The 21,393-nt window shown below is 45.9% G+C and carries 19 protein-coding genes and 1 pseudogene; 4 read left to right on the top strand and 16 right to left on the bottom strand.

The window, feature by feature from the left end; all coding sequences use genetic code 11:
* The 10 genes and pseudogenes from ABCM67_RS14990 to ABCM67_RS14945 form a co-directional block, all read right to left on the bottom strand.
* A partial coding sequence (locus ABCM67_RS14990) for a helix-turn-helix domain-containing protein (RefSeq protein WP_342992966.1) occupies positions 1-276 on the bottom strand: 276 nt, incomplete at its 3' end.
* Positions 206-861, bottom strand: a pseudogene (locus ABCM67_RS14985) (IS607 family transposase). The gene ABCM67_RS14990 and the pseudogene ABCM67_RS14985, both read right to left, overlap by 71 nt.
* Positions 862-1,251: 390 nt before the next feature.
* The gene (locus ABCM67_RS14980) at positions 1,252-1,740 is read right to left on the bottom strand and encodes a MogA/MoaB family molybdenum cofactor biosynthesis protein (RefSeq protein WP_015526380.1); all 489 of its coding nucleotides are present in this window, start codon (positions 1,738-1,740) and stop codon (positions 1,252-1,254) included.
* 3 nt (positions 1,741-1,743) lie between these two features.
* Positions 1,744-2,733 carry a GTP 3',8-cyclase MoaA gene (gene moaA / locus ABCM67_RS14975; RefSeq protein WP_118752645.1) on the bottom strand — a complete coding sequence of 330 codons (990 nt, stop codon included), beginning with the start codon at positions 2,731-2,733 and terminating at the stop codon, positions 1,744-1,746.
* Positions 2,733-3,212 (bottom strand): cyclic pyranopterin monophosphate synthase MoaC, encoded by a 480-nt coding sequence (gene moaC, locus ABCM67_RS14970; protein ID WP_021653088.1) that lies wholly within the window; start codon positions 3,210-3,212, stop codon positions 2,733-2,735. The genes moaA and moaC overlap by 1 nt, the downstream gene beginning before the upstream one ends.
* Positions 3,213-3,224: 12 nt before the next feature.
* Positions 3,225-5,204: a methionine--tRNA ligase gene (metG, locus tag ABCM67_RS14965; protein ID WP_147602714.1), complete on the bottom strand. Its 1,980-nt coding sequence runs from the start codon at positions 5,202-5,204 to the stop codon at positions 3,225-3,227.
* A 496-nt stretch (positions 5,205-5,700) separates the two neighbouring features.
* Positions 5,701-6,147, bottom strand: a complete 447-nt coding sequence (locus ABCM67_RS14960; protein WP_021653090.1) for a threonine/serine exporter family protein — start codon at positions 6,145-6,147, stop codon at positions 5,701-5,703.
* A 145-nt stretch (positions 6,148-6,292) separates the two neighbouring features.
* Positions 6,293-7,048, bottom strand: coding sequence for a threonine/serine exporter family protein (locus ABCM67_RS14955; RefSeq protein ID WP_021653091.1), 756 nt, complete (start codon positions 7,046-7,048; stop codon positions 6,293-6,295).
* A 252-nt stretch (positions 7,049-7,300) separates the two neighbouring features.
* Positions 7,301-7,726 carry a flavodoxin gene (locus ABCM67_RS14950; RefSeq protein ID WP_015526387.1) on the bottom strand — a complete coding sequence of 142 codons (426 nt, stop codon included), beginning with the start codon at positions 7,724-7,726 and terminating at the stop codon, positions 7,301-7,303.
* A 30-nt stretch (positions 7,727-7,756) separates the two neighbouring features.
* Positions 7,757-8,350, bottom strand: a complete 594-nt coding sequence (locus ABCM67_RS14945; RefSeq protein WP_195565899.1) for a DUF3793 family protein — start codon at positions 8,348-8,350, stop codon at positions 7,757-7,759.
* 236 nt (positions 8,351-8,586) lie between these two features.
* Here ABCM67_RS14945 and ABCM67_RS14940 point away from each other — a divergent pair, with 236 nt between their 5' ends.
* The gene (locus ABCM67_RS14940; protein WP_147602716.1) at positions 8,587-8,991 is read left to right on the top strand and encodes a transcriptional repressor; all 405 of its coding nucleotides are present in this window, start codon (positions 8,587-8,589) and stop codon (positions 8,989-8,991) included.
* A gap of 106 nt (positions 8,992-9,097) precedes the next feature.
* Positions 9,098-9,643 (top strand): NADH peroxidase, encoded by a 546-nt coding sequence (locus ABCM67_RS14935; protein ID WP_147602717.1) that lies wholly within the window; start codon positions 9,098-9,100, stop codon positions 9,641-9,643.
* Positions 9,644-9,732: 89 nt separating this feature from the next.
* Here the strand turns inward: ABCM67_RS14935 and ABCM67_RS14930 are convergent, their stop codons facing one another.
* Positions 9,733-10,299: an HD domain-containing protein gene (locus tag ABCM67_RS14930; RefSeq protein WP_147602718.1), complete on the bottom strand. Its 567-nt coding sequence runs from the start codon at positions 10,297-10,299 to the stop codon at positions 9,733-9,735.
* A 221-nt stretch (positions 10,300-10,520) separates the two neighbouring features.
* On the opposite strand from ABCM67_RS14930, the gene ABCM67_RS14925 reads away from it, so the two are divergent.
* Complete coding sequence (locus ABCM67_RS14925; RefSeq protein WP_021976382.1) at positions 10,521-11,015, top strand: HD domain-containing protein; 495 nt, start codon at positions 10,521-10,523, stop codon at positions 11,013-11,015.
* Between the two features lie 99 nt (positions 11,016-11,114).
* Here ABCM67_RS14925 and ABCM67_RS14920 read toward each other — a convergent pair whose 3' ends face one another.
* Together ABCM67_RS14920 and ileS are read right to left on the bottom strand one after the other, a co-directional pair.
* Positions 11,115-13,577, bottom strand: a complete 2,463-nt coding sequence (locus ABCM67_RS14920; protein WP_342992963.1) for a glycogen/starch/alpha-glucan phosphorylase — start codon at positions 13,575-13,577, stop codon at positions 11,115-11,117.
* Positions 13,577-16,741: an isoleucine--tRNA ligase gene (gene ileS, locus ABCM67_RS14915; protein ID WP_118752667.1), complete on the bottom strand. Its 3,165-nt coding sequence runs from the start codon at positions 16,739-16,741 to the stop codon at positions 13,577-13,579. Before ileS ends, ABCM67_RS14920 begins: the two co-directional genes overlap by 1 nt.
* 791 nt (positions 16,742-17,532) lie before the next feature.
* On the opposite strand from ileS, the gene ABCM67_RS14910 reads away from it, so the two are divergent.
* On the top strand, positions 17,533-18,822 hold the full coding sequence (locus ABCM67_RS14910) for a D-alanyl-D-alanine carboxypeptidase family protein (protein WP_342992962.1): 1,290 nt from the start codon (positions 17,533-17,535) through the stop codon (positions 18,820-18,822).
* On the opposite strand, the gene ABCM67_RS14905 is transcribed toward ABCM67_RS14910, so the two are convergent.
* The 3 genes from ABCM67_RS14905 to ABCM67_RS14895 form a co-directional block, all read right to left on the bottom strand.
* Entirely contained in the window at positions 18,799-19,755 is a 957-nt protein-coding gene (locus ABCM67_RS14905; protein WP_021650273.1) for a 3'-5' exonuclease, read from the bottom strand. The genes ABCM67_RS14910 and ABCM67_RS14905 overlap by 24 nt on opposite strands.
* 70 nt (positions 19,756-19,825) lie before the next feature.
* The gene (locus ABCM67_RS14900) at positions 19,826-20,788 is read right to left on the bottom strand and encodes a nucleoside hydrolase (protein ID WP_342992961.1); all 963 of its coding nucleotides are present in this window, start codon (positions 20,786-20,788) and stop codon (positions 19,826-19,828) included.
* Between the two features lie 404 nt (positions 20,789-21,192).
* Positions 21,193-21,393, bottom strand: a 201-nt coding sequence (locus ABCM67_RS14895) for an Hsp20 family protein (RefSeq protein WP_342992960.1), incomplete at its 5' end; no start/stop codon positions are given.

Genomic DNA, 21,393 nt, shown 5'->3' with positions numbered 1-21,393 from the left:
AGCGGTACAGGCATTTTCGATTGCATTCTTTACCGATTTGGAACTGACTTCTCTGATCCAGAAATATTCCGGATGCCTTGGAAGGTATTCATTGTTCAGCCATACACTGAACGACTTTCCGCTCATAAATCTTTCACCGGCATCATAACGTTCTTTATTATGAAACAGGTAGAAATTATAAATATATCTGCATGTGCCGATTGTCTTATGTATTTTGATCTTCTGCTCTTCTGTAGGATTGATCTCTGTCTTGAAGCTCTTCAGCAATCTCCTCATCCTTTTCTATCTGTTTTTTATACTTACGAAGTCCATATAATCTACAGGAAAACACATGAAGGATGGAAATAATATCCTGTACAAGTTCTTCCTGTGGTGACAGTTCTTCATTGTTCACCACCAGTATCGTTGTGTGGAATCTCATGCAGAATCTTTCAAACCAGTCGTATCCAAAACGGATAAATCTGTCTTTATGCGTGATCACTATGGTTTTGACCTTCTGCTCCATGACTTCGTCCAGTAATCCATTCCATTTCTTGCGGTTATAATTAAGTCCGCTTCCATAGTCTTCAATGCACTGGTCTACGATCATTCCTCTGGCATTACAGAACTGACGCAGAAATGCTGTCTGATTTTGAAGTCATCCCTTTGGTTTTTGGTAGATACTCTTGCATAAATAACAACTTTTCGTTTATCATGTTCTATATTTATACCTTTAAATTGAAGATACTGGTCATATGTGTAATAACGCCTGTCTGTTGGAGTTCGGTTTGCTTTTAAGATTCCCTCTCTGTCCCATCTCTGAAGCGTTTTTACAGAAACACCTAATAATTCAGCAAAATCTTTTGGTTTATAATTTGTGATATTTGATGTGTTCATAATATACCTCCATAAGTATATTTAAACACATTTAATATCTTTTTACGATATATTTAGTTACTTATATCATCCTTCTATTAATCACACATCGTTACCAAATTTATTCCTATATATCACACCAGCAATATTGATTTCCAAAACCTACCGCCTTCAACAACCAGCCCAACGGAGGCAGGGCCAGTACGGTGACGTTAGCGGAGCGGCCGTCGAGAGGCGAGTATAGCTGCTGCCACCGAGCGCCCTGTTTGAGCCGCAGGCGAGTTGGCGCGAATGGCAGCAAATCAGCGACGCAGCCGAACAGGCCGCGCAGCGTGTCACCGTACTGGCCCTGCCTCCGTTGGGCGTCCGTTCGTTAGTCTAAGTATACACCACACACTACCGTCCGCATTCTCCAGCATCGCCGGTCAAAATCTCAATCCCATGCCCCAACGCCTCAATAATAACCTCCAGGCACTCCCTGACAGCCTTAGGGCTCCCCGGCAGATTAACGATCAACGTCCCCTTCCGGATCCCGGCCGTAGCCCGGCTCAGCATCGCCCGCTTCGTGATCGTCAGACTAAACGCCCGCATCGCCTCCGGAATCCCCGGCACACGCCGCTCGATCACATCCTCCGTAGCCTCCGGTGTCACATCCCTCTGAGAAAACCCGGTACCACCCGTAGTCAGGATCAGCTCCGCAAGCCCCAGATCTGCGATCTCAGCCATCCGGCTCCCAAGCATCCCACGGTCATCCGGCAAAACATCCACAGAAACAACCTCATACCCGGCCGCCTCCATAATCTCCTTCACAGCAGGACCACTAAGATCCTCCCGCTCTCCTCTGTACCCCTTATCACTAGAAGTGATCACAGCAACTCTCTTCATCACTCAACCTCCGATCTGAGCCATACAAAGCTTCTCCGTCTTATCATCCTTCTGTTTCTTCAGACCTCCGCCAAAAGCATGCCCGTCCGGTTTCTCCGCCAGAGCCTCCAGGATCACAGCCTTCAGCACCTCATCCGAACCACCACTGCGGATCACCTCCCGAAGATCCCTTCCCGCCGCATACTGCAGACAGGTCTTCAAAAAACCCTGAGAAGTCAGCCGGATCCGGTTACACTCCCCACAGAACTTATGGCTCACCGCGCTGATAAACCCGATCTTTCCGGAAAAACCATCCACATCATAATAATGACACGGTCCATTCCCAAGGGGCTCCCCAACATACGGCGAAAACCGCGGAAGCTTTTCCCCAAGGATCCGAAGCAGTTCCTCCTCCGACACCCCATGAAATTCTTTTCCCATCCCAATGGGCATCATCTCAATAAACCGCACATGCACCCTGTGATTCCTAGCCAAAAGCGCCACCCGGCAAAGATCCTGCTCCGGGATCCCAAGAGGCACACAATTGATCTTCAGTGAAATCTCCGGATACTTCATTTCCTCCAAAATCCCTTCCAGCGTCCGCCCCAGTTCATCCCGCCGCGTGATCCTCCTGCTGCAGGCCTCATCCAGCGTATCCAGGCTGATATTCAATCCGTCCAGCCCCGCCCGGGCAAAATCACTCATCTGATCTTTCAGAAGCACACCATTTGTAGTCAGAGTCACCTTCTCGATCCCCGGCATATTTTTCAGTTTTTCCACCAGCTGAGGCATCCGCGGCCGTACAAGCGGTTCCCCACCGGTCAGCTTGATCTTCCGGATACCCAGCTCTGCCATCACCCGGCAGATCCTCAAAATTTCCTCTTCCTGCAAAATGAGGGAGCGCTCCACATGCTGCACTCCCTCCTCCGGCATACAATAAATACACCGCAAATTACATCTGTCAGTTACGGAAATCCTGAGATAATCAATATTTCTTCCGCACCTGTCTATCATTATTTTTCCTCAAAACGGAAATCTCCGCTTTTGCCTCCTGTTTTTTCTTCCAGATGGATATCAGACATGACCATATGCTTGTCAATTGCCTTGCACATGTCATAAATGGTAAGAAGCGCCACCTGAACACCTGTCAGCGCCTCCATCTCCACGCCTGTTTTTCCCTCTGTTTTTACCGTGCAGAATACACGGATCACTCCCGCATCCTCATCGGTCTCAAAATCCACAGAACACTTCTGGATGGGAAGTGGATGGCACATGGGGATCAGCTCAGAAGTACGCTTCACACCCATGATACCTGCCACACGGGCCACACCAAGTACATCACCCTTTTTCACATTTCCGCTTTTTACCGCGGCCATGATCTCCGGGCTTACCTGAATGGAACCCGTGGCTGTTGCCGTACGGTGAGTGACCGGTTTGTCGGACACATCCACCATAACAGCATTGCCGTTTTTATCAAAATGATTCAATTCCATATCTGTCTATACTTAGCAGATCTCAGCGCCTGCAGGCATCTCTTTCTCCGGTACCATCAGGGAAAGATTTCCGTCTGCATCCTCTGCACAGAGGATCATACCCTCGCTGAGGATTCCGGCAAGCTTGGCAGGCTTCAGGTTTGTAACGACCATAACCTTTTTGCCCACCATTTCCTCTGCGGAATAATGAGCCTTGATTCCGGATACGATCTGACGAACCTGGCTTCCGATCTTAACCTGAGAGCAGAGAAGTTTTCTGGATTTCTTAACCTCCTCACAGGCGATGATCTCACCAACCTGGAACTGCAGCTTCTCAAAATCATCGAAAGTGATCTCCGGCTTTGCCTCGATATCGATCACATTCTCTGTTTTCTCCTCTTCTACCTCTTCCTTCGGCTCTTCTTTCGGCTCTTCTTTCTTCGGATGAAGCTTCTTAACCTTCTCAAGAACCTCTTTCAGGTCAAGTCTCGCAAAAAGGATTTCCGGTTTGTCGGTTACGCGGTTTCCTGAAGGATAAAGACCAAACTGCTCCATCTCCTCAAGAGTTCTCTCGTTTGCGTTGAGCTGTACAAGAATACGCTCTGTTGTACGTGGCATAAAGGATTTCAGAAGAGATGCGCCGATGCAGATTCCCTCAACCAGGTTGTAGAGAACTGTTGCAAGACGATCCTGCTTTGTCTCATCCTTTGCAAGTGCCCATGGCATTGTCTCGTCGATATATTTGTTGCAACGTTTAAACAGAGAGAATACCTCTGTGATAGCATCTGCCACACGAAGCTTGTCCATTTTTGCGGAAACGTTCTTCGGAACCTGAAGGATGAAGCTCTTAAGATCCTCATCAACCGGCTCAGTAACATTCTTATTCTCAACGACTCCGTTAAAATATTTGTTGGACATGGAAATTGTACGGTTTACAAGATTTCCAAGTGTGTTTGCAAGGTCGGAATTCAGTCTCTCAACCATCAGCTCCCATGTGATCACACCGTCATTCTCAAATGGCATTTCGTGGAGTACAAAATAACGAACAGCATCTACACCGAAGAACTCAACCAGCTCATCTGCATAGATTACATTTCCTTTGGATTTACTCATTTTTCCATCGCCCTGAAGCAGCCATGGATGTCCGAATACCTGTTTCGGAAGCGGAAGATCCAGAGACATCAGGAAGATCGGCCAGTAAATGGTATGGAAACGAATGATATCTTTTCCGATCAGGTGAAGATCTGCCGGCCAGTATTTGTTGAATTTATCGCTGCTGTTTCCGTCGCAGTCATAGCCGATACCTGTGATATAGTTTGTCAGGGCATCCAGCCATACATATACAACGTGCTTCGGATCGAAATCTACCGGGATTCCCCATTTAAAGGATGTTCTGGATACACAGAGATCCTGAAGTCCCGGAAGAAGGAAGTTGTTCATCATCTCGTTTTTACGGGACTCCGGCTGGATGAAATCCGGATGTGTGTTGATGTAGTCAATAAGCTTATCTGCATATTTACTCATTTTGAAGAAATATGCCTCTTCCTTGGCAGGTACGCATGGACGTCCGCAGTCCGGACATTTGCCGTCTACAAGCTGGGACTCTGTGAAGAAGGACTCACATGGTGTACAGTACATTCCTTCATAATGACCCTTGTAGATATCTCCCTTTGCATACATTTTTTTGAAGATTTTTTTGACCTGCTCTTCATGGTCTTTATCTGTTGTACGGATGAATTTATCATAGGATGTGTTCATCAGATCCCAGATGCGTTTGATCTCACCGGAAACGTTATCTACGAATTCCTTTGGTGTAACACCAGCCTCCTCAGCCTTCAGCTCGATCTTCTGGCCATGCTCATCAGTACCTGTCTGAAAATATACGTCATAACCCTGCTGTCTTTTAAAACGTGCGATCGCATCCGCAAGAACGACCTCATAGGTATTTCCGATATGCGGTTTACCGGATGTGTACGCAATGGCAGTGCTGATATAATATCTCTGCTTTTCCATCTTTTCTTTCCTCCATAAATATAAAAATAAAAAACGCCTTCTCATACCATAACGATATGAGAAGACGAGTTATTACCCGTGTTACCACTTCTTTTCGTTCCTGCCTCGCGGCAAAAACCTCATCAGGTACAGCAAGCTCTATACCCTTCCGCTATAACAGGCGGTCCTGTCACTGCCTGCCGGGGTCCGTTAAATCGGACATTCGCACTTCGCTTATCGCGTTTAAACCGGTTCAGCAATGCCTCTCCGAAGCCATCTTCCATCTGCGCCTGCACATCCCTCTCAGTCTCGGAACTCCTGCATAAAGTGAACCTTTACCATTCACTCTGCCGCAGATCTATGACATCAACTGCGTCACAGCCTACATCTAAAAAGTTCTCCGGGGATTTCCCTGTAGTACGGTGTACACATGTACTCTCTTCTTCCATGAGTTTTCCATATGGGAAAATCGTAACACATTTCCGATGGTTTGTAAACGGGGAATTTCGATACTGTATTACATTCTCCTCTGCCTGTACATCCACCGCCACGCCATCCGGAACGCAATGGTTGTCAGCGTCATTCCTGCTGCCATGCTCACCGCAAAAAGGATCGTATAGATTCCGTCTTTCTGGAATTTCGCCCAGTCCTTCATCAACATCCAGTTCATTGTCCGGTAAAGTGCTGCTCCCGGAATCAGCGGAATTGTCGCGGAAACCAGAAATACAGTTACCGGCGTTTTATGAATTCTTGCCATACATTCTGCATACAAAGTAATAGCTACTGTTGACCAGAAACCGCACACATACGGACTTGGCGTTATGAACTCTACTGCCAGATATACAGCCCAGGACAGACATCCACCCAATGCCGCAAACCAGAGTTTTTTTCCATGGATATTAAATAATGCCGCAAAGCCGAGGGATCCTGTGAAGGATACAACCAGCTGTATGATTTCCCGCATATTTTCCTCCTGAATAAATCATAACTACTATCAAATGCTCCCATTATCTGCTGCATTTCGCTACTCCGCAATTGATACAGTATGTAAACTCCTCATTCACTGCTTATTGCTTTTCGTAACCTTCAAGAGAACTTCCCTGATTCGGTTAAAACAACAGATTCGCCACCGTGAAACCAAGGCCCACGACCAGTGCCAGCAAAAGCGCCTCCATACATCGGATCAAACCTGTAATGGTATCTCCTGAAAACATATCGCGCAATGAATTGGTAAATGCAATTCCCGGTATCAGAAGCATGATATTTCCGATACTGATCAGATCCGCATGATGTCCAAGCCCGATCAGAACTGTAAGATTGGAAAGTACTCCGCCGGCTCCGCAGCAAAGAAGCACTGTCAGCAGCGAGTTTAATGCACCTTTTTTTACAAAAGCCTCAAACAGCTTCAGAGCGATACCAATCAGCGCAGAAGCAATCATATCGTTGACATCTCCTCCGAAAAACACGGAAAAAGAACCTGAAATTACAGCATAGATCAAAATCTGCGTTTTAAAAGAATATCCTTGTTTATCCCGGATCTTTTCCAGCCCCTTCTGGATCTCCTCCGGCTTCGGCCGATACTCACAGATGTATCTGGAAAGCTGGTTCAGGTCATCCAGCCGTCCCAGATCATTGGACATTCCCGGCACACGCCGCGTCTGGGTGCAAATACCGAAATCCTCTCCATAAATAGTCGTCACAATACTGGATGTGATAGAAAAAACATCTGCCCGGGTGGCTCCATATGCCAGGCAGATCCGCCGTATGGTATCTTCCACACGTCCAACCTCTGCTCCGCAGCAAAGAAGCTGTTCACCAATTGTCATCGCATAATATAAATACTGTTCCGCTTCCTCCCGCGTCATCCGGCATCCCTCACTTTCCTGCTTTATTTCATTTTTATCTATTTTAGGACACGTAAATATTAAAATCAACAAGGATTTTTTGTCTTAATATTCATTTCTTCTATATTTCCTCAAAGTAATAAGCAGATATTTTCGCTCAAAATAAAACACCACCCGGACAAAAAAGATATCTATCCCTTCTGTCCGGATGGTGTTTGTGTTTGAAAATCCAATGCTCTGCTCAGTTTTTATTTATTTGAAATCTAATAGATCTTATGCAAGTTTTCCGCCAAGTTCACGGCAAGCTGCAAGTCCTTCATCATCAGGTGTGTTGTTTACAATGAGTCCTTCATCATCAACAAGCTCTGCGCCTGCGTCTTTTGCTCTGCCGCACCATGTTCTCATCCACTCTCCGTCGCCCCAGTCATAGGAACCGAAAAGTGCAACTTTTTTACCGGAAAGTTTGCCTTCCAGATCAGAGAAGAATGGCTCGAACTCACCCTCCTCAAGCTCCTCATCTCCCATTGCCGGACAGCCAAGTGCCAGAACATCATAAGAGAGAGCTTTATCTACATCTGCATCTGCAACTTCCATGATCTCAACATCCGCACCAGCTGCTTTTGCGCCTTCCTCAACAGCCTGTGCCATTGCCTCTGTGTTGCCTGTGGAAGACCAGTAAATAATTCCTACCTTGCTCATCTTAAAAACCTCCTGTTTTTAAACTTTATATTATACGCACATCTGAGATGTACAGAGATGCTTCATACCAACAACCTGCAAAATCGAATACCCCGCACGGATCTGCGCCGCAGTAAACTCCCGGCACTTATCATAGCTGTCAAAAATCCTGCGAGCCTGCTCCACATCATCATAAACCTTCCAGTAACCACACATCTTGCAGCCACTGCCTCCGAACTTCCGGAAGCCCTTCACATCTTCAATAGGATAACCCAGGAAAAGTCCGATCTCATGAGGAAATTCCGTCTTATGAAAAAATCTCTCCTTCAGACGGACGATCATCTCATCCAGAGAACCATCTATATTGTAACCATCCTGGAGCAAAAGATTCCTGGCTTCTTCCTGCTTAAGATATTCCTGCAGCATATCCGGCCGGTACACCAGAAGAAGATAATGCTTCCTGCATCCGCAGATGATCTCCATACAGATGCCTTCCCGTTCAAGACTCTCCTTATAATCCGAAATGATCTCCGGCAGCTCCGGCATTTTTTCCTTGGAAAAGGAAACAAGGTTCGCCGGTTTCATTCCCATTAATACAGGGGAACAATGATAACCTATGACAGATTCAAATTTTGCACAAGTCATTTGCATTCTCCTTTACGCTTTAGTTAGATTTCTCTAACTGCCGTAAATATACTACTAAAGTTAGTCTTTGTCAACTTATTTTTAAAAAATTTTCAATAAGAATTTTTACTGATAAAATCCTATCATTAAGGGCAAAATATTCTTCCGTAAATATACAAAAAACTATTGACAAAAACATGTCTGTCGGTTATTATGATATCAGTAATAATTATTATTACTGATATGGAGGAAACATTATGGCAGCACTTAAATACAGCCGTCAGCGAGAATCGATCAAGGAATTCCTGAGATCCAGAACAGATCATCCAACGGCAGATACAGTATACGAGAATCTTCGACAGATCTACCCCAACATCAGTCTCGGCACTGTCTACCGTAATCTTTCTCTTCTCAGTGACATCGGCGAGATCCGGAAGCTGACCAATTTCGGAAGCGCGGACCGCTACGATGGAAGGGTCGCACCGCATTCACATTTCATGTGTACCAGATGCAACCGGGTGATCGATATGCAGTCAGACAGCCTTAACGGAATTCTTGAGCAGGCAGCTGCAGAATTTATCCACGGAAAAGTCTTTGACGTAGACGCAAGCTTCTATGGAATCTGCAAGGAATGCCTGGAAAAAGAACAAAAACAGTCTTGACAAAAATAAGATCACATGTTACTATAAAACAGTAATAATTACTATTATCAATTTAAAAGAAACAAAAAATCATAATATATTTTTATAAGAAAAGGAGATTATAACTATGGCAAAATGGGTATGTAATGTATGTGGATATGTTTACGAAGGCGAGCAGGCACCGGATGTCTGTCCAGTATGTAAAGCACCAGCTTCCAAGTTTTCCAAACAGGAAGGCGAGCTCACATGGGCAGCTGAGCATGTTGTAGGCGTAGCTAAGGGCGTCAGTGAAGACATCCTTGCAGACCTGAGAGCAAACTTCGAGGGCGAGTGCTCTGAGGTTGGTATGTATCTTGCAATGGCAAGAGTTGCTCACAGAGAAGGATATCCGGAAGTAGGTCTCTACTATGAGAAAGCAGCTTACGAGGAAGCAGAGCATGCAGCTAAATTCGCAGAGCTCCTTGGCGAAGTTGTAACAGACAGCACAGAGAAGAACCTTCAGATGCGTGTAGAAGCTGAGAACGGTGCTACAGCAGGTAAATTTGACCTTGCTAAACGTGCGAAAGCAGCTGACCTTGACGCAATCCACGACACAGTACATGAGATGGCTAAAGACGAAGCAAGACACGGAAAAGCATTCGCTGGTCTGCTTAAGAGATACTTTGGTAAATAAGAAATCCTCTTAAAATAAGGATTTTTACAAGAGAGAGCCATATAATCTGGCTCTCTCTTTTTCTGTCTTTTCGGATAAAAATTTGCACATCAATGTGCAAATTTTTCAATCTTCCGTACACTATCTGCTCTTACCTGTGCCCGAAGCTCCGTCAGATAATCTGAGAATTTCACCTGCTCATTTCCGTAGGTCATCTGCAGGTCATATTCCAGCGGTATCCAGGTTTTGATGTCAGATTCATTATGCTGGATCAGAGCTTCCAGTTTGTCCAGGGCTTTGTAAATTCTGGATTCCAGAGTCTGCTGTGCTTCCATTTCCTGATACAGTTCTGCCATCTCTTTATCAAATGGTTCCGGCAAAGTTTTTACCCATTCACCCAGCACATCTGCTTCTTTCTCCGAATCTTTCTCTGTTTTTTCAAAAGCTGGGATATCTCCGGTAAAAGCTTCTCCCAGATCATGGATCAGACACATTTTCATAATCTTCAGAAGATCCGCCTCCGGAAACTCATCACTGACAAAATATGCCATCAGAGTAATTCTCCAGGAATGCTCCGCAACACTCTCCCGCCTGCCTCCGGATGTATAACAATGACGCACTGCATCTTTTAATCGTTCCGCAACGGAAAGTACTTCAATCAGTTTTTCTGGTTTCATATCCGTTCTCTCTCCTTTGTCTTTTCATAATATTTTCATCGACACCAATTCTGTTCATTACTATACCATATCTCCAGTCATGGAAAACAGATGAAAAAGCAGAAGATTCCATTCCAAAAAATTTGTCTCAACTAATTTATAAAAAAAATATAAACTTTATTGCATTTTTCGCCATAAGCGTCATAATGAAATTATAAACAAAAGAAAGAAGGTGATTGCCGATGGATATCACGGTGTCGGATGAGGTCTCACAGGAATATCATGAGCTTGTGAAGAACATCCTCTGTAACAGAGAGTTCCTGAAGCTGAGCCTGTACACCCACCACCAGTGGACCACACGGCTCATGCACAGTATCAATGTTTCTTACCTCTCCTGGTTCATTGCCAGGAAGCTGGGATGTGACGAGAAAGCCGCCGCAAGGGCAGGACTTCTCCACGATTTCTGTCCCTACGATTTTAAAGCAGAGACACCGACTGGTGAGCATCAGGCGTTTTATCACCCGAAGGCTGCCGCCGAAAACAGTGCCACTCACTTTGATATGACGGACAGAGAACTGGACGCAATTCTCTCACATATGTTCCCTCTGGGACCTCTTCCACGCAACAGGGAAGCCTGGATCATCAGCTTTGCCGATAAAGCCTGCGCCATCGCGGAAGGCTGCCATATCGCCATTGCACTGGCCAGGCGGAACCGGATCGTCATCAATCCGGCATAATTTCCACACAAAAAACAGGGCCGTCTCCACTTCTGACGAGCCCTGTTTTTGTGTGAAAATTTATTTTATGGTAATACTTTGCAGATTACTTTCTATATCTTAGTTCTCTTTCACAATAACCTTATCCAGATGCCAGATATCATCTACATACTCCTGGATAGTTCTGTCGGATGTGAACTTACCGCTGCATGCTGTATTGAGAAGTGCCATCTTAGCCCAGCGTTTCTCATCCTTATATGCTTCCTCAACACGCTTCTGTGCCTCTGCATAGGAACGGAAGTCGCCAAGGATGAAGTACTGGTCAGGTCTCGGCATGTTGCGTTTGTCGAGAAGTGAATTGTAGATGTCACGGAACATCTCTGTATCGCTGGAGAAGGTTCCGTTGATCAGCTGCATCAGTACCTGACGGATCTCCGGATCTGTGTTGTAGATGAAGTCCGGATCGTAACCGCCGTTGTTCTCATAGTTGATGATCTGGTCGGAGCTCATACCGAAGATAAATGCATTCTCCTCGCCAACCTCCTGTACAATCTCAACGTTAGCACCATCCATGGTTCCAAGTGTCGGAGCACCATTCAGCATGAATTTCATGTTACCTGTACCGGAAGCCTCTTTACTTGCTGTGGAGATCTGCTCGGAAACATCTGCTGCCGCAAAAATGATCTCAGCGTTGGATACACGGTAGTTCTCGATGAATACAACCTTCAGCTTGCCGTTGATGGAAGCATCATTGTTTACAACATCTGCCACACAGTTGATCAGCTTGATGATCTTCTTTGCACGTGCGTAAGCTGCGGAAGCTTTTGCACCAAAGATAAATGTTCTTGGATAGAAATCCATCTCCGGATGTGCCTTGATCTGGTTGTACAGATAGATCACATGCAGGATGTTAAGAAGCTGACGTTTGTACTCATGAAGTCTCTTAACCTGGATATCGAAGATAGAGTGCGGGTCAACCTCAACACCATTGTGCTCCAGGATATATTTTGCAAGACGCTCTTTGTTCTTGAACTTGATGGTCATGAACTCCTGAAGAGCCTTCTCATCGTCTGCGTAAACCTTAAGCTTGGAAAGCTGGGAAAGATCTGTGATCCAGTCCGGTCCGATCTTGTCTGTTACCCAGTCAGCCAGAAGCGGGTTTCCATGAGCAAGGAAACGTCTCTGTGTGATACCGTTTGTTTTGTTGTTGAACTTCTCAGGCATCATCTCATAGAAATCCTTCAGCTCCTGATTCTTGAGGATCTCGGTATGAAGGCGTGCAACACCGTTTACAGAGTAGCCTGCAACGATCGCAAGGTGAGCCATCTTAACCTGTCCGTCATAGATGATCGCCATCTTCTTGATCTTCTCGAAGTTTCCAGGATATTTCTGCTGGATCTCAAGAATGAAACGACGGTTGATCTCCTCGATGATCTGATATACACGCGGAAGCAGTCTGGAGAACAGCTCGATCGGCCATTTCTCAAGTGCCTCGGACATGATGGTGTGGTTGGTGTAAGCACAGCATTTTGTTGTGATATCCCATGCCTGATCCCAGCCAAGACCTTCCTCATCGATAAGAATACGCATCAACTCTGCAACTGCAACTGTCGGATGAGTATCATTCATCTGGAATACAACCTTCTCATGAAGCTTTGTGATGTCATCGTGTGTTTTTTTGTATTTGGCAATCGCTGCCTGAAGGCTGGCAGATACGAAGAAGTACTGCTGTTTCAGACGAAGCTCTTTACCTGCCATATGGTTATCATTCGGATAAAGCACCTCTACGATAGTACGTGCAAGGTTCTCCTGCTCTACTGCGTTGTGATAATCACCCTTGTCAAAAGAGTCAAGGTTGAAGTCTACGATCGGCTCTGCATCCCAGATACGAAGTGTGTTTACAACATCGTTGTTATAACCTGTGATCGGCATATCGTAAGGAACAGCCTTAACTGCCTGATATCCTTCATGGATGAATTTATTCTCGTTCTTCACCGGATCCCACTCAACGCGTACATATCCGCCGAAATGAACCTCTTTTGCATACTCCGGACGACGGAGCTCGAAAGGATAGCCGTTCTTCAGCCAGTTATCCGGTGCCTCTACCTGATAACCGTCACGGATCTCCTGCTTGAACATACCATAACGGTAACGGATTCCGCATCCGTATGCACAGTAGTTGAGAGTTGCAAGAGAATCCAGGAAGCATGCTGCCAGTCTTCCAAGTCCACCGTTTCCAAGAGCCGGATCCGGCTCCTGGTCTTCGATGCAGTTAATGTCAAGTCCAAGCTCCTCAAGAGCCTCCCTAACCTCACCGTATGCACCAAGGTTGATCAGGTTGTTTCCAAGGGCACGGCCCATAAGGAACTCCATGGACATATAATATACGATCTTCGGGTCCTGTTTTTCATACGCCTTCTGGCTCTTGAGCCAGTTGTCAATGATCACGTCCTTCACAGTGTAGCTTACAGCCTGAAAGATCTGCTCCTGTGTAGCCTCTTCCAGTGTTTTTCGATAAAGGAATTTTACGTTTTCTTTTACACTTTTTTTGAATTCCTCTTTCTCAAACTGCTTGTCAATCATTAGTTTTCCTCCTGTACTTTGGATACTCCCAGTGTTACAGCCTCTTTATTGATGTTCCACTCCTTGGTGTAACCCTCTGCTTCTCCCAGAATAATGTTTTCTGCCAGTACTTCACGTTTGATCTCATCCTGGTTTGCTTTCATGATATCCATGATCTTATCGTTATCTTTTGCATAGACAATGATCTTGTCCATGACTTCGAAACCAGCCTCTTTACGCATGGTCTGAACCTTGCTGATGATCTCGCGGACAAAGCCCTCCTGGATCAGTTCAGGTGTAAGGTTTGTATCAAGGACAACGGATGTCTCACCGTCTGTCTCTGTCACATAGCCCTCGCTCTGGGCTGTTTCGATCAATAAGTCTTCCTCTGCAAGCTCGACTCTGTTTCCGTCAATGTCAAGAACGAGAACACCATTATCTCTCAGCTCTTTCATTGCTGCGGTTCCGTCGATCTCGGAGAGTGCGGTACGGATGCCGTTCAGAAGCTTGCCGTATTTCGGTCCTACTGTACGAAGCTGCGGCTTGAAGCTGTAGGAAATGAAGGACTCTACATCATCTGCGAATTTCACTTCTTTTACGTTAAGCTCATCTGCGATGATATCTGTGTAGAATTTATCCATAGCTTTCTCAGCCTTTACATACATGGTTCCGATCGGCTGACGGTTCTTGATGTTTGCGGTATTTCTGCATGCACGTCCGAGAACAACGATCTCAAGAAGCTCTTCCATGTTTGCCTCAAGATCCTTGTCGATCCATGCCTCGTTTACCTCCGGGTAATCGCAGAGATGGATACTCTCCGGAGCGTCTGCATCAATGCTTCTTACAAGGTTCTGGTAGATATCCTCAGTCATGAACGGGATCATCGGAGCTGCAGCCTTTGCAACTGTTACCAGTGCTGTGTAAAGTGTCATGTAAGCATTGATCTTATCCTGCTCCATGCCCTTTGCCCAAAAACGCTCACGGCTTCTTCTTACATACCAGTTACTCATATCGTCAACAAATTCCTGGAGTGCTCTTGCAGCCTCCGGAATCTTGTAGGAATCAAGATCCGCATCGACAGTCTTCACCATGGTATTCAGCTTGCTGAGCAGCCATTTATCCATAACCGGAAGCTTATCGTAATTTAAAGTATATTTAGTTGCATCAAAATTGTCAATGTTCGCATACAGTACGAAGAATGCGTAGGTGTTCCACAGAGTGCTCATGAACTTTCTCTGTCCCTCTACAACTGCCTTGCCATGGAAACGGTTCGGGAGCCACGGAGCACTGTTGATGTAGAAATACCAGCGGATCGCATCTGCGCCGTATTTGTTCAGCGCGTCAAACGGATCTACGGCATTTCCCTTGGACTTACTCATCTTCTGTCCGTTCTCATCCTGTACATGTCCCAGAACGATTACATTCTTATACGGAGCCTTATTGAAAAGCAGTGTGGACTCAGCAAGAAGGGAGTAGAACCATCCTCTTGTCTGGTCAACAGCCTCGGAGATGAAGTCTGCCGGGAACTGCTGCTCGAACAGGTCTTTATTCTCAAATGGATAATGATGCTGTGCAAAAGGCATTGCTCCGGAATCGAACCAGCAGTCGATTACCTCCGGTACACGGTGCATGGTCTTGCCGCAATCCGGACACTTCATGGTGATATCATCAATGTATGGACGGTGAAGCTCGATGGTCTTCGCACGCTCGTCACCACTCTTCTCATAGAGATCCTGGCGGCTTCCTACGGATTCCATATGTCCGCACTCACACTGCCAGATATTCAGTGGTGTTCCCCAGTAACGGTTTCTGGAAATACCCCAGTCCTGAACGTTCTCAAGCCAGTCACCGAAACGTCCCTTACCGATGCTCTCCGGAATCCAGTTGATAGTATTGTTGTTACGGATCAGATCATCCTTTACTGCAGTCATCTTGATGAACCAGGACTCACGTGCATAGTAGATAAGCGGTGTGTCACATCTCCAGCAGTGCGGATAATCATGCTCGAATTTCGGTGCATCAAAAAGCTTGCCCTCTTTGTCAAGGTCTGTGAGGACCATCGGATCCGCTTTCTTAACAAATACACCGGCGTATGGTGTTTCTTTGGTCATGTTACCCTGTCCGTCTACGAACTGTACGAACGGAAGGTCATACTCACGTCCGACACGGCTGTCATCCTCACCAAATGCAGGTGCGATATGAACGATACCGGTACCATCACTCATGGTAACGTAGTTGTCACAGGTTACGAAATGAGCTTTTTTGTGCTGTTTTGCTGCTGCCTCTCCTGTACATGCAAAAAGCGGCTCATATTCTCTACGCTCAAGGTCTGTTCCTTTATATTTCTCAAGGATCTCATATGCAGGCTCATCATCCTTTGCAAGCTTGCCGAGAACCTTGTCCAGAAGTGCTTCTGCCATGTAGTAGGTATAGCCGTCTGCTGCTTTTACCTTACAGTAGATCTCATCCGGATTTACACAAAGTGCAACGTTGGATGGAAGTGTCCATGGTGTTGTTGTCCATGCCAGGAAGTATGCGTCCTCACCAACAACCTTGAAACGTACGATCGCAGAGCGCTCTTTAACAGTCTTGTAGCCCTGAGAAACCTCCTGTGCGGAAAGAGGAGTTCCGCAGCGTGGGCAATAAGGAACGATCTTAAAGCCTTTATAAAGAAGACCTTTTTCCCAGATTTCTTTCAGCGCCCACCACTCGGACTCGATGAAATTGTTGTCGTATGTTACATACGGATGCTCCATGTCAGCCCAGAAACCAACGGTAGATGAGAAATCCTCCCACATTCCCTTGTATTTCCATACGCTCTCCTTACACTGCTGAATGAACGGCTCCATTCCGTACTCCTCGATCTGCTCCTTGCCGTCAAGGCCAAGCTTCTTCTCAACCTCAAGCTCAACCGGAAGTCCGTGAGTATCCCATCCTGCTTTTCTCGGAACCATGTACCCCTTCATTGTACGGTATCTCGGGATCATATCCTTGATAACTCGTGTCAGAACGTGTCCGATATGTGGCTTACCATTTGCGGTAGGCGGTCCGTCATAGAATGTGTATGTCTCGCCCTCTTTACGGCTGTCCATACTCTTTTCGAAAATCTTGTTGTCTTTCCAGAATTTCTCGACTTCTTTTTCACGGTCAACAAAATTCAGATTCGTGTCAACTTTACGATACACAATATTTACCTCCTGTGTCTGATTACTGGCTGCTGCCTCATCTGTAAGGCCACAGCGGATTGTTTCTTCACAGATACCTGTTCGTGCCAATGCTTCGGGCACTTATAAAAAAAGACCCCATCCTGTAAAAGGACGAAGTCTGATTCGCTGTACCACCTGTTACATTATACGGGCCTGTGTCCGGATCCCTGCGTCTTCTGCTGTGTTCTTATGCTCTGTGTTATGGCGCGGGCTGTTGTTCCATGTCTGTTCATGGCGGACAATTCTTTGTATCTGCCGATATATGTTCCCTGTAACGGAGGAAATCCGTCAGTTCTTACTTAATGATCATCTGTATATCAGATATTCTTCCGGCTGTTGCCGGACAACTTCGGAACTGAAGCTCAGGAGTGATATTCCGCCATATTTACTCGTCCCGGGCTCCCACCATCCCCGGTTCGCTACAAGCTTTCCATATGGCCTACTGTCTCCATCACAGCTTTTTCTATATACGCTGTCTATTATAGGTTGGGGAAAATCCATATGTCAAGTGTTTTCATGGATTTTTCTTTTTATATGTATGTTCACTTCTTCTTAATGGAATTTTCACAGACTGCAAGTGGTTTTTCCGGGAGGAAAGTGGTATACTACTACAGAATCTTGAGGGCAAAAATACAGCGTTTCATTAATACAATGCTATAATTAATGAAATACTGCACCTCATCACAAAACGGGCAAGATTTTTTCGGTTACTGATTCTCAAATGAATAATAACCTTCTCGCCCGGATTTATCACTGAAAGGTATCTTGTTATGAAAAATATGAAAAAACGATCCTTGCGCCGGATCTTTGCAGGCATTCTCGGCATAGGGATCCTGCTCACAGGCGCAGCTCCCTGCGCGGCGGCTGCCTATGGATACGATGAATATGGTGATCCTATCGTCACTGCCACACCGGTTCCTGATGGTCAGGCCGCAGCAGTCACGCCTGTTCACTCCAGCTATTATTCACAGGCTGCCGACACCGATTCCATTGACGGGTGGCCCAAAGGTCCCGGCATCGAAGCACAGGCTGCAGTCCTTATGGACGTAAATACAGAAGCCGTTCTTTATTCCAAAAATGCGGACACACAGCTCTACCCTGCCAGCATCACGAAGATCCTGACTACACTGCTTGCCTGCGAAAATCTGAACGCTAAGACAAACATTACCGTATCTGAGAACGCTTCCACCAGTGTAACTGCCGGAGATTCCAGTATTTATGCTGCTCCCGGTGAAGAATTCACCAGGGATCAGGCCCTGATGGCTGTCATGCTCCAGTCCGCTAATGAAATGTCTGTCGCCGTTGCGGAAGAAGTTTCCGGCTCTGTAAAGAAATTCGCAGAACTCATGAACTGGCGCGCCAAGCTTTTTGGCTGCAAGAACACACACTTTAACAATCCCAACGGTCTTCCGGATGAGAATCATTACACCACAGCCTCCGACATGGCAAAGATCGCCAAATCCGCCTGGCTGAATCCTCTTTTCCGGCGATACTGCACCAAACGTTATTACGAGATCCCGCCTACCAATAAATTTGCGGAAGCCCGCCAGCTGCTCAATCATCACAAGATGATGAAAAACGGCGAATATTATTATGAAGGCGTCCGTGGCGGAAAAACAGGCTACACGGATGCATCCGGCAACACACTTGTCACCTACTGCAAACGAGGAAATATAACGCTGGTAGCCGTGATCCTGAATTCTACTTCCGCGGCAAATGCTTACAGCGATACCGCTTCTCTTTTTAATTATGGTTTTGAAAATTTTGAAAAGGTGGATATGAAGGTGTCCATGGAGCCAGTCCCGTTTAAGGTACTCCCTTGTGACAAATATATCCTTAAGAATAACGGAAATACCTATCCGTTTTATTATCAGACAAAGGTTTATGTGACTCTTCCAAAAGGTATCAAAAAATCACAGCTTAACAAACGCCAGGCCGTTCTTCAGAATGCTGTCGGCCCACTGCGTCTGAAAAGCAAATATTATTATAAGAAACAAATGGTCGGATGGGGAATGCAATACGAACGAAACATCGTATCAGATCTTCTCCTGGCTTCGTAACATTTTCCTGCGGCGGAGAGATTCGTGCTTTTCACGGATCTCATCCGCCGCTTCTGTATCTTCTGCTCTCAGGGTCTTCACCCCGAAATATTTTCCCTCATCGGTTTTTCGGATCCGGATCTTTCCGGCAACAGGTCCATGCTCATGGCAAAGGGCAAGGCTGTAATATACCTTGGAATTGTTGGTACTGAACCAGCGGATCTTCCTCTTGGCAGGGCATCTGCAAATGGGACACATGGTACTTACCATGGTACGGTCCTTCATCAGACGCTCCTTTGATACAAATTCCCTGGACACAAACTTGTCATGGTCTGTATAGGAAATATAGATCTCGCTGTCTCTGGATTTTGGATTCTGATATACATCTAGGGACGGATGGCGGATCATGCAGGCTTCATCAATCTCCAGAAGTATCCTGGCAGTATAGCTGGCGTCTGCCAGTGCCCGGTGAAAATCCCGGTTTTTGGGAAGCTGCAGGTAGTCTGTAGCATATTCCAGGGAACGCCTGGATATTCCATCCTCGAATTTTATGCTGAAAAGTTTCTGCACATCATAGTAATGCACCGGTCCTGGCATCAGCTTCAAAAGATTATAGTATTTCATATTGCGCTGAAGTTCCATCACATCCTGGTCTCCCCAGGTAAAAAAGCGATACTCCTCCCCGCACCATTCCAGAAATCTGCGGATCGCCCTTGGAAAAGGGATGCCTTTTTCCAGTTCATGATAATCCACGTGGATCACTTCATGGATACTGTCGTGGATCCAGTGGTACACTTTGGGCTTGATCAGGCACTGAAAGGTATCAACGATCTCTCTTTTTTCATTTAATTTTACTGCCCCGATCTCTATGATCTCAAACGGGAGCCGACTATCCGGATGTCTTCTTCCATCCGGATTCTGGTTCCATTCCAGGTCAAATACAATATAGTTCATGGGTTTTCTGTCCTCTTATCTGACTGCTCAGCTGCTTCATAGATGCAGCTGTTTCCGGATCGTTGTCCGGCTATTTCATATTTTTGCATTCGGACACAGAATAAATCGCTTCAAACAGCTCCTGCTGGAAGCTTTCTGTATCTGCATCTGTCAGAATCATATCTTTCATTTCGTCTTCTTCGTGTAGCCACCAGCGGAAATCGCATAATGTGGCACCTCGTCCGGCACCGTCTGAACAATCCACATCCAGGAATACTTTTTCTGTTTTAAAGAACTCCGGATGGATGAGATACATAAACGGTACAGCAGCATGGATACTTGCCACGCAGCGATATTTGGAAAAATTTTCAAGTACGTAGCCAGCCATATCTCCACAGGCTCTGGCTGCCGGATCACCGGACTGGCACAGCTTCATGATCTGGTTTCTGGTAAGATTACATTTCAGGGTAGCATCCAGTCCACACATGATCAGTGGGATTCCGGAATCGAATACGATCTTTGCCGCCTCCGGATCTGCGTAGATGTTGAATTCCGCTGCCGGTGTGATGTTTCCGCCTTTTGCTGCGCCGCCTGTAAATACGATTTTTCTGATCTTATTCTTTATTTCAGGAAAAACCTTCAACAGAAGTGCAAGATTAGTCATTAGTGCAGTTTCGATCATTACTACCTGCTCGCCCTCCGGAATGGCATTCAGAATGTCACGTATAAAAAGCACTGCATTATCAGAAGCAACCTCTGATTTTGCTTCCGGCAGTACGCAATGGCCAAGCCCTGTCTCTCCGTGGAATTCTTCCGCATAAATTGCTGCTTTCACAAGAGGACGGTCCTGGCCCCCTGCCACCGGAACCTTCAGTCCGTAAAAATCCACCAGCTCCAGTGCATTTTTGGTCACTCTTTCTATCCTGGTACTTCCTGCAGATGTCGTCACTGCAAGCAGCTCCAGTTCGTCCTGATGTGCTGCCGCATATGCCAGTGCGATCCCGTCATCGATTCCGGGATCACAGTCCATGATAACCTTGATCTTATCTCTCATATATTCACCTCTGTAAAAACTCTTTCCCCAATTTTATAGTATTGCCGAATTTCCGCTGTTTACCTGTTCCAAGTATAACAGAGTGAGGAAAGAGTGTAAAGTTAATCAGAATTCGTTACTGTTCACTCCGTTCTCAGCAACACGCTTCGCGGAATATTACCAGTAAACAGTAATCAGAATTCACCTCTGTACTTCAGGCTGAAACGTAAAGAACCCCTCTGCCGGACATTGGCAGAGGGGTGGAAAAAAGGGGGTTATATTCATTTATATAAACAAATGCAATGTGCAATTTGGAGCTTTAATATTTGCAATATCCGTTTGGGTTGTTCCGGATATTGTTATTATGCTATATCCCATCACCCGGAGCTTGCAATCAAGTACCGGGGCTTCACAATAAATGCTGATCAATCAATAGAAACAAATTTCTTCTCTTCTGCTTCTTTCTTGGTCTCTTCCTTCGGGAAGGTTACATGAAGGATTCCGTTCTCATATTTCGCATGGATATCTTCATGCTTAATGCTCGAGCCTACATAAAAGCTTCTGTTGCAGGTTCCTGTATAACGTTCTCTGCGAACATATTTACCTTTATCATCCTTCTCGTCCTT

The organism is Blautia sp. 2227st1_G12_2227SCRN_220401 (assembly GCF_039062885.1).
GTDB classification, from domain to species: Bacteria; Bacillota; Clostridia; order Lachnospirales; family Lachnospiraceae; genus Blautia_A; species Blautia_A fusiformis.
Note: the sequence above shows the minus strand (reverse complement) of the source record. Positions and strands in the feature narration are given on the sequence as shown.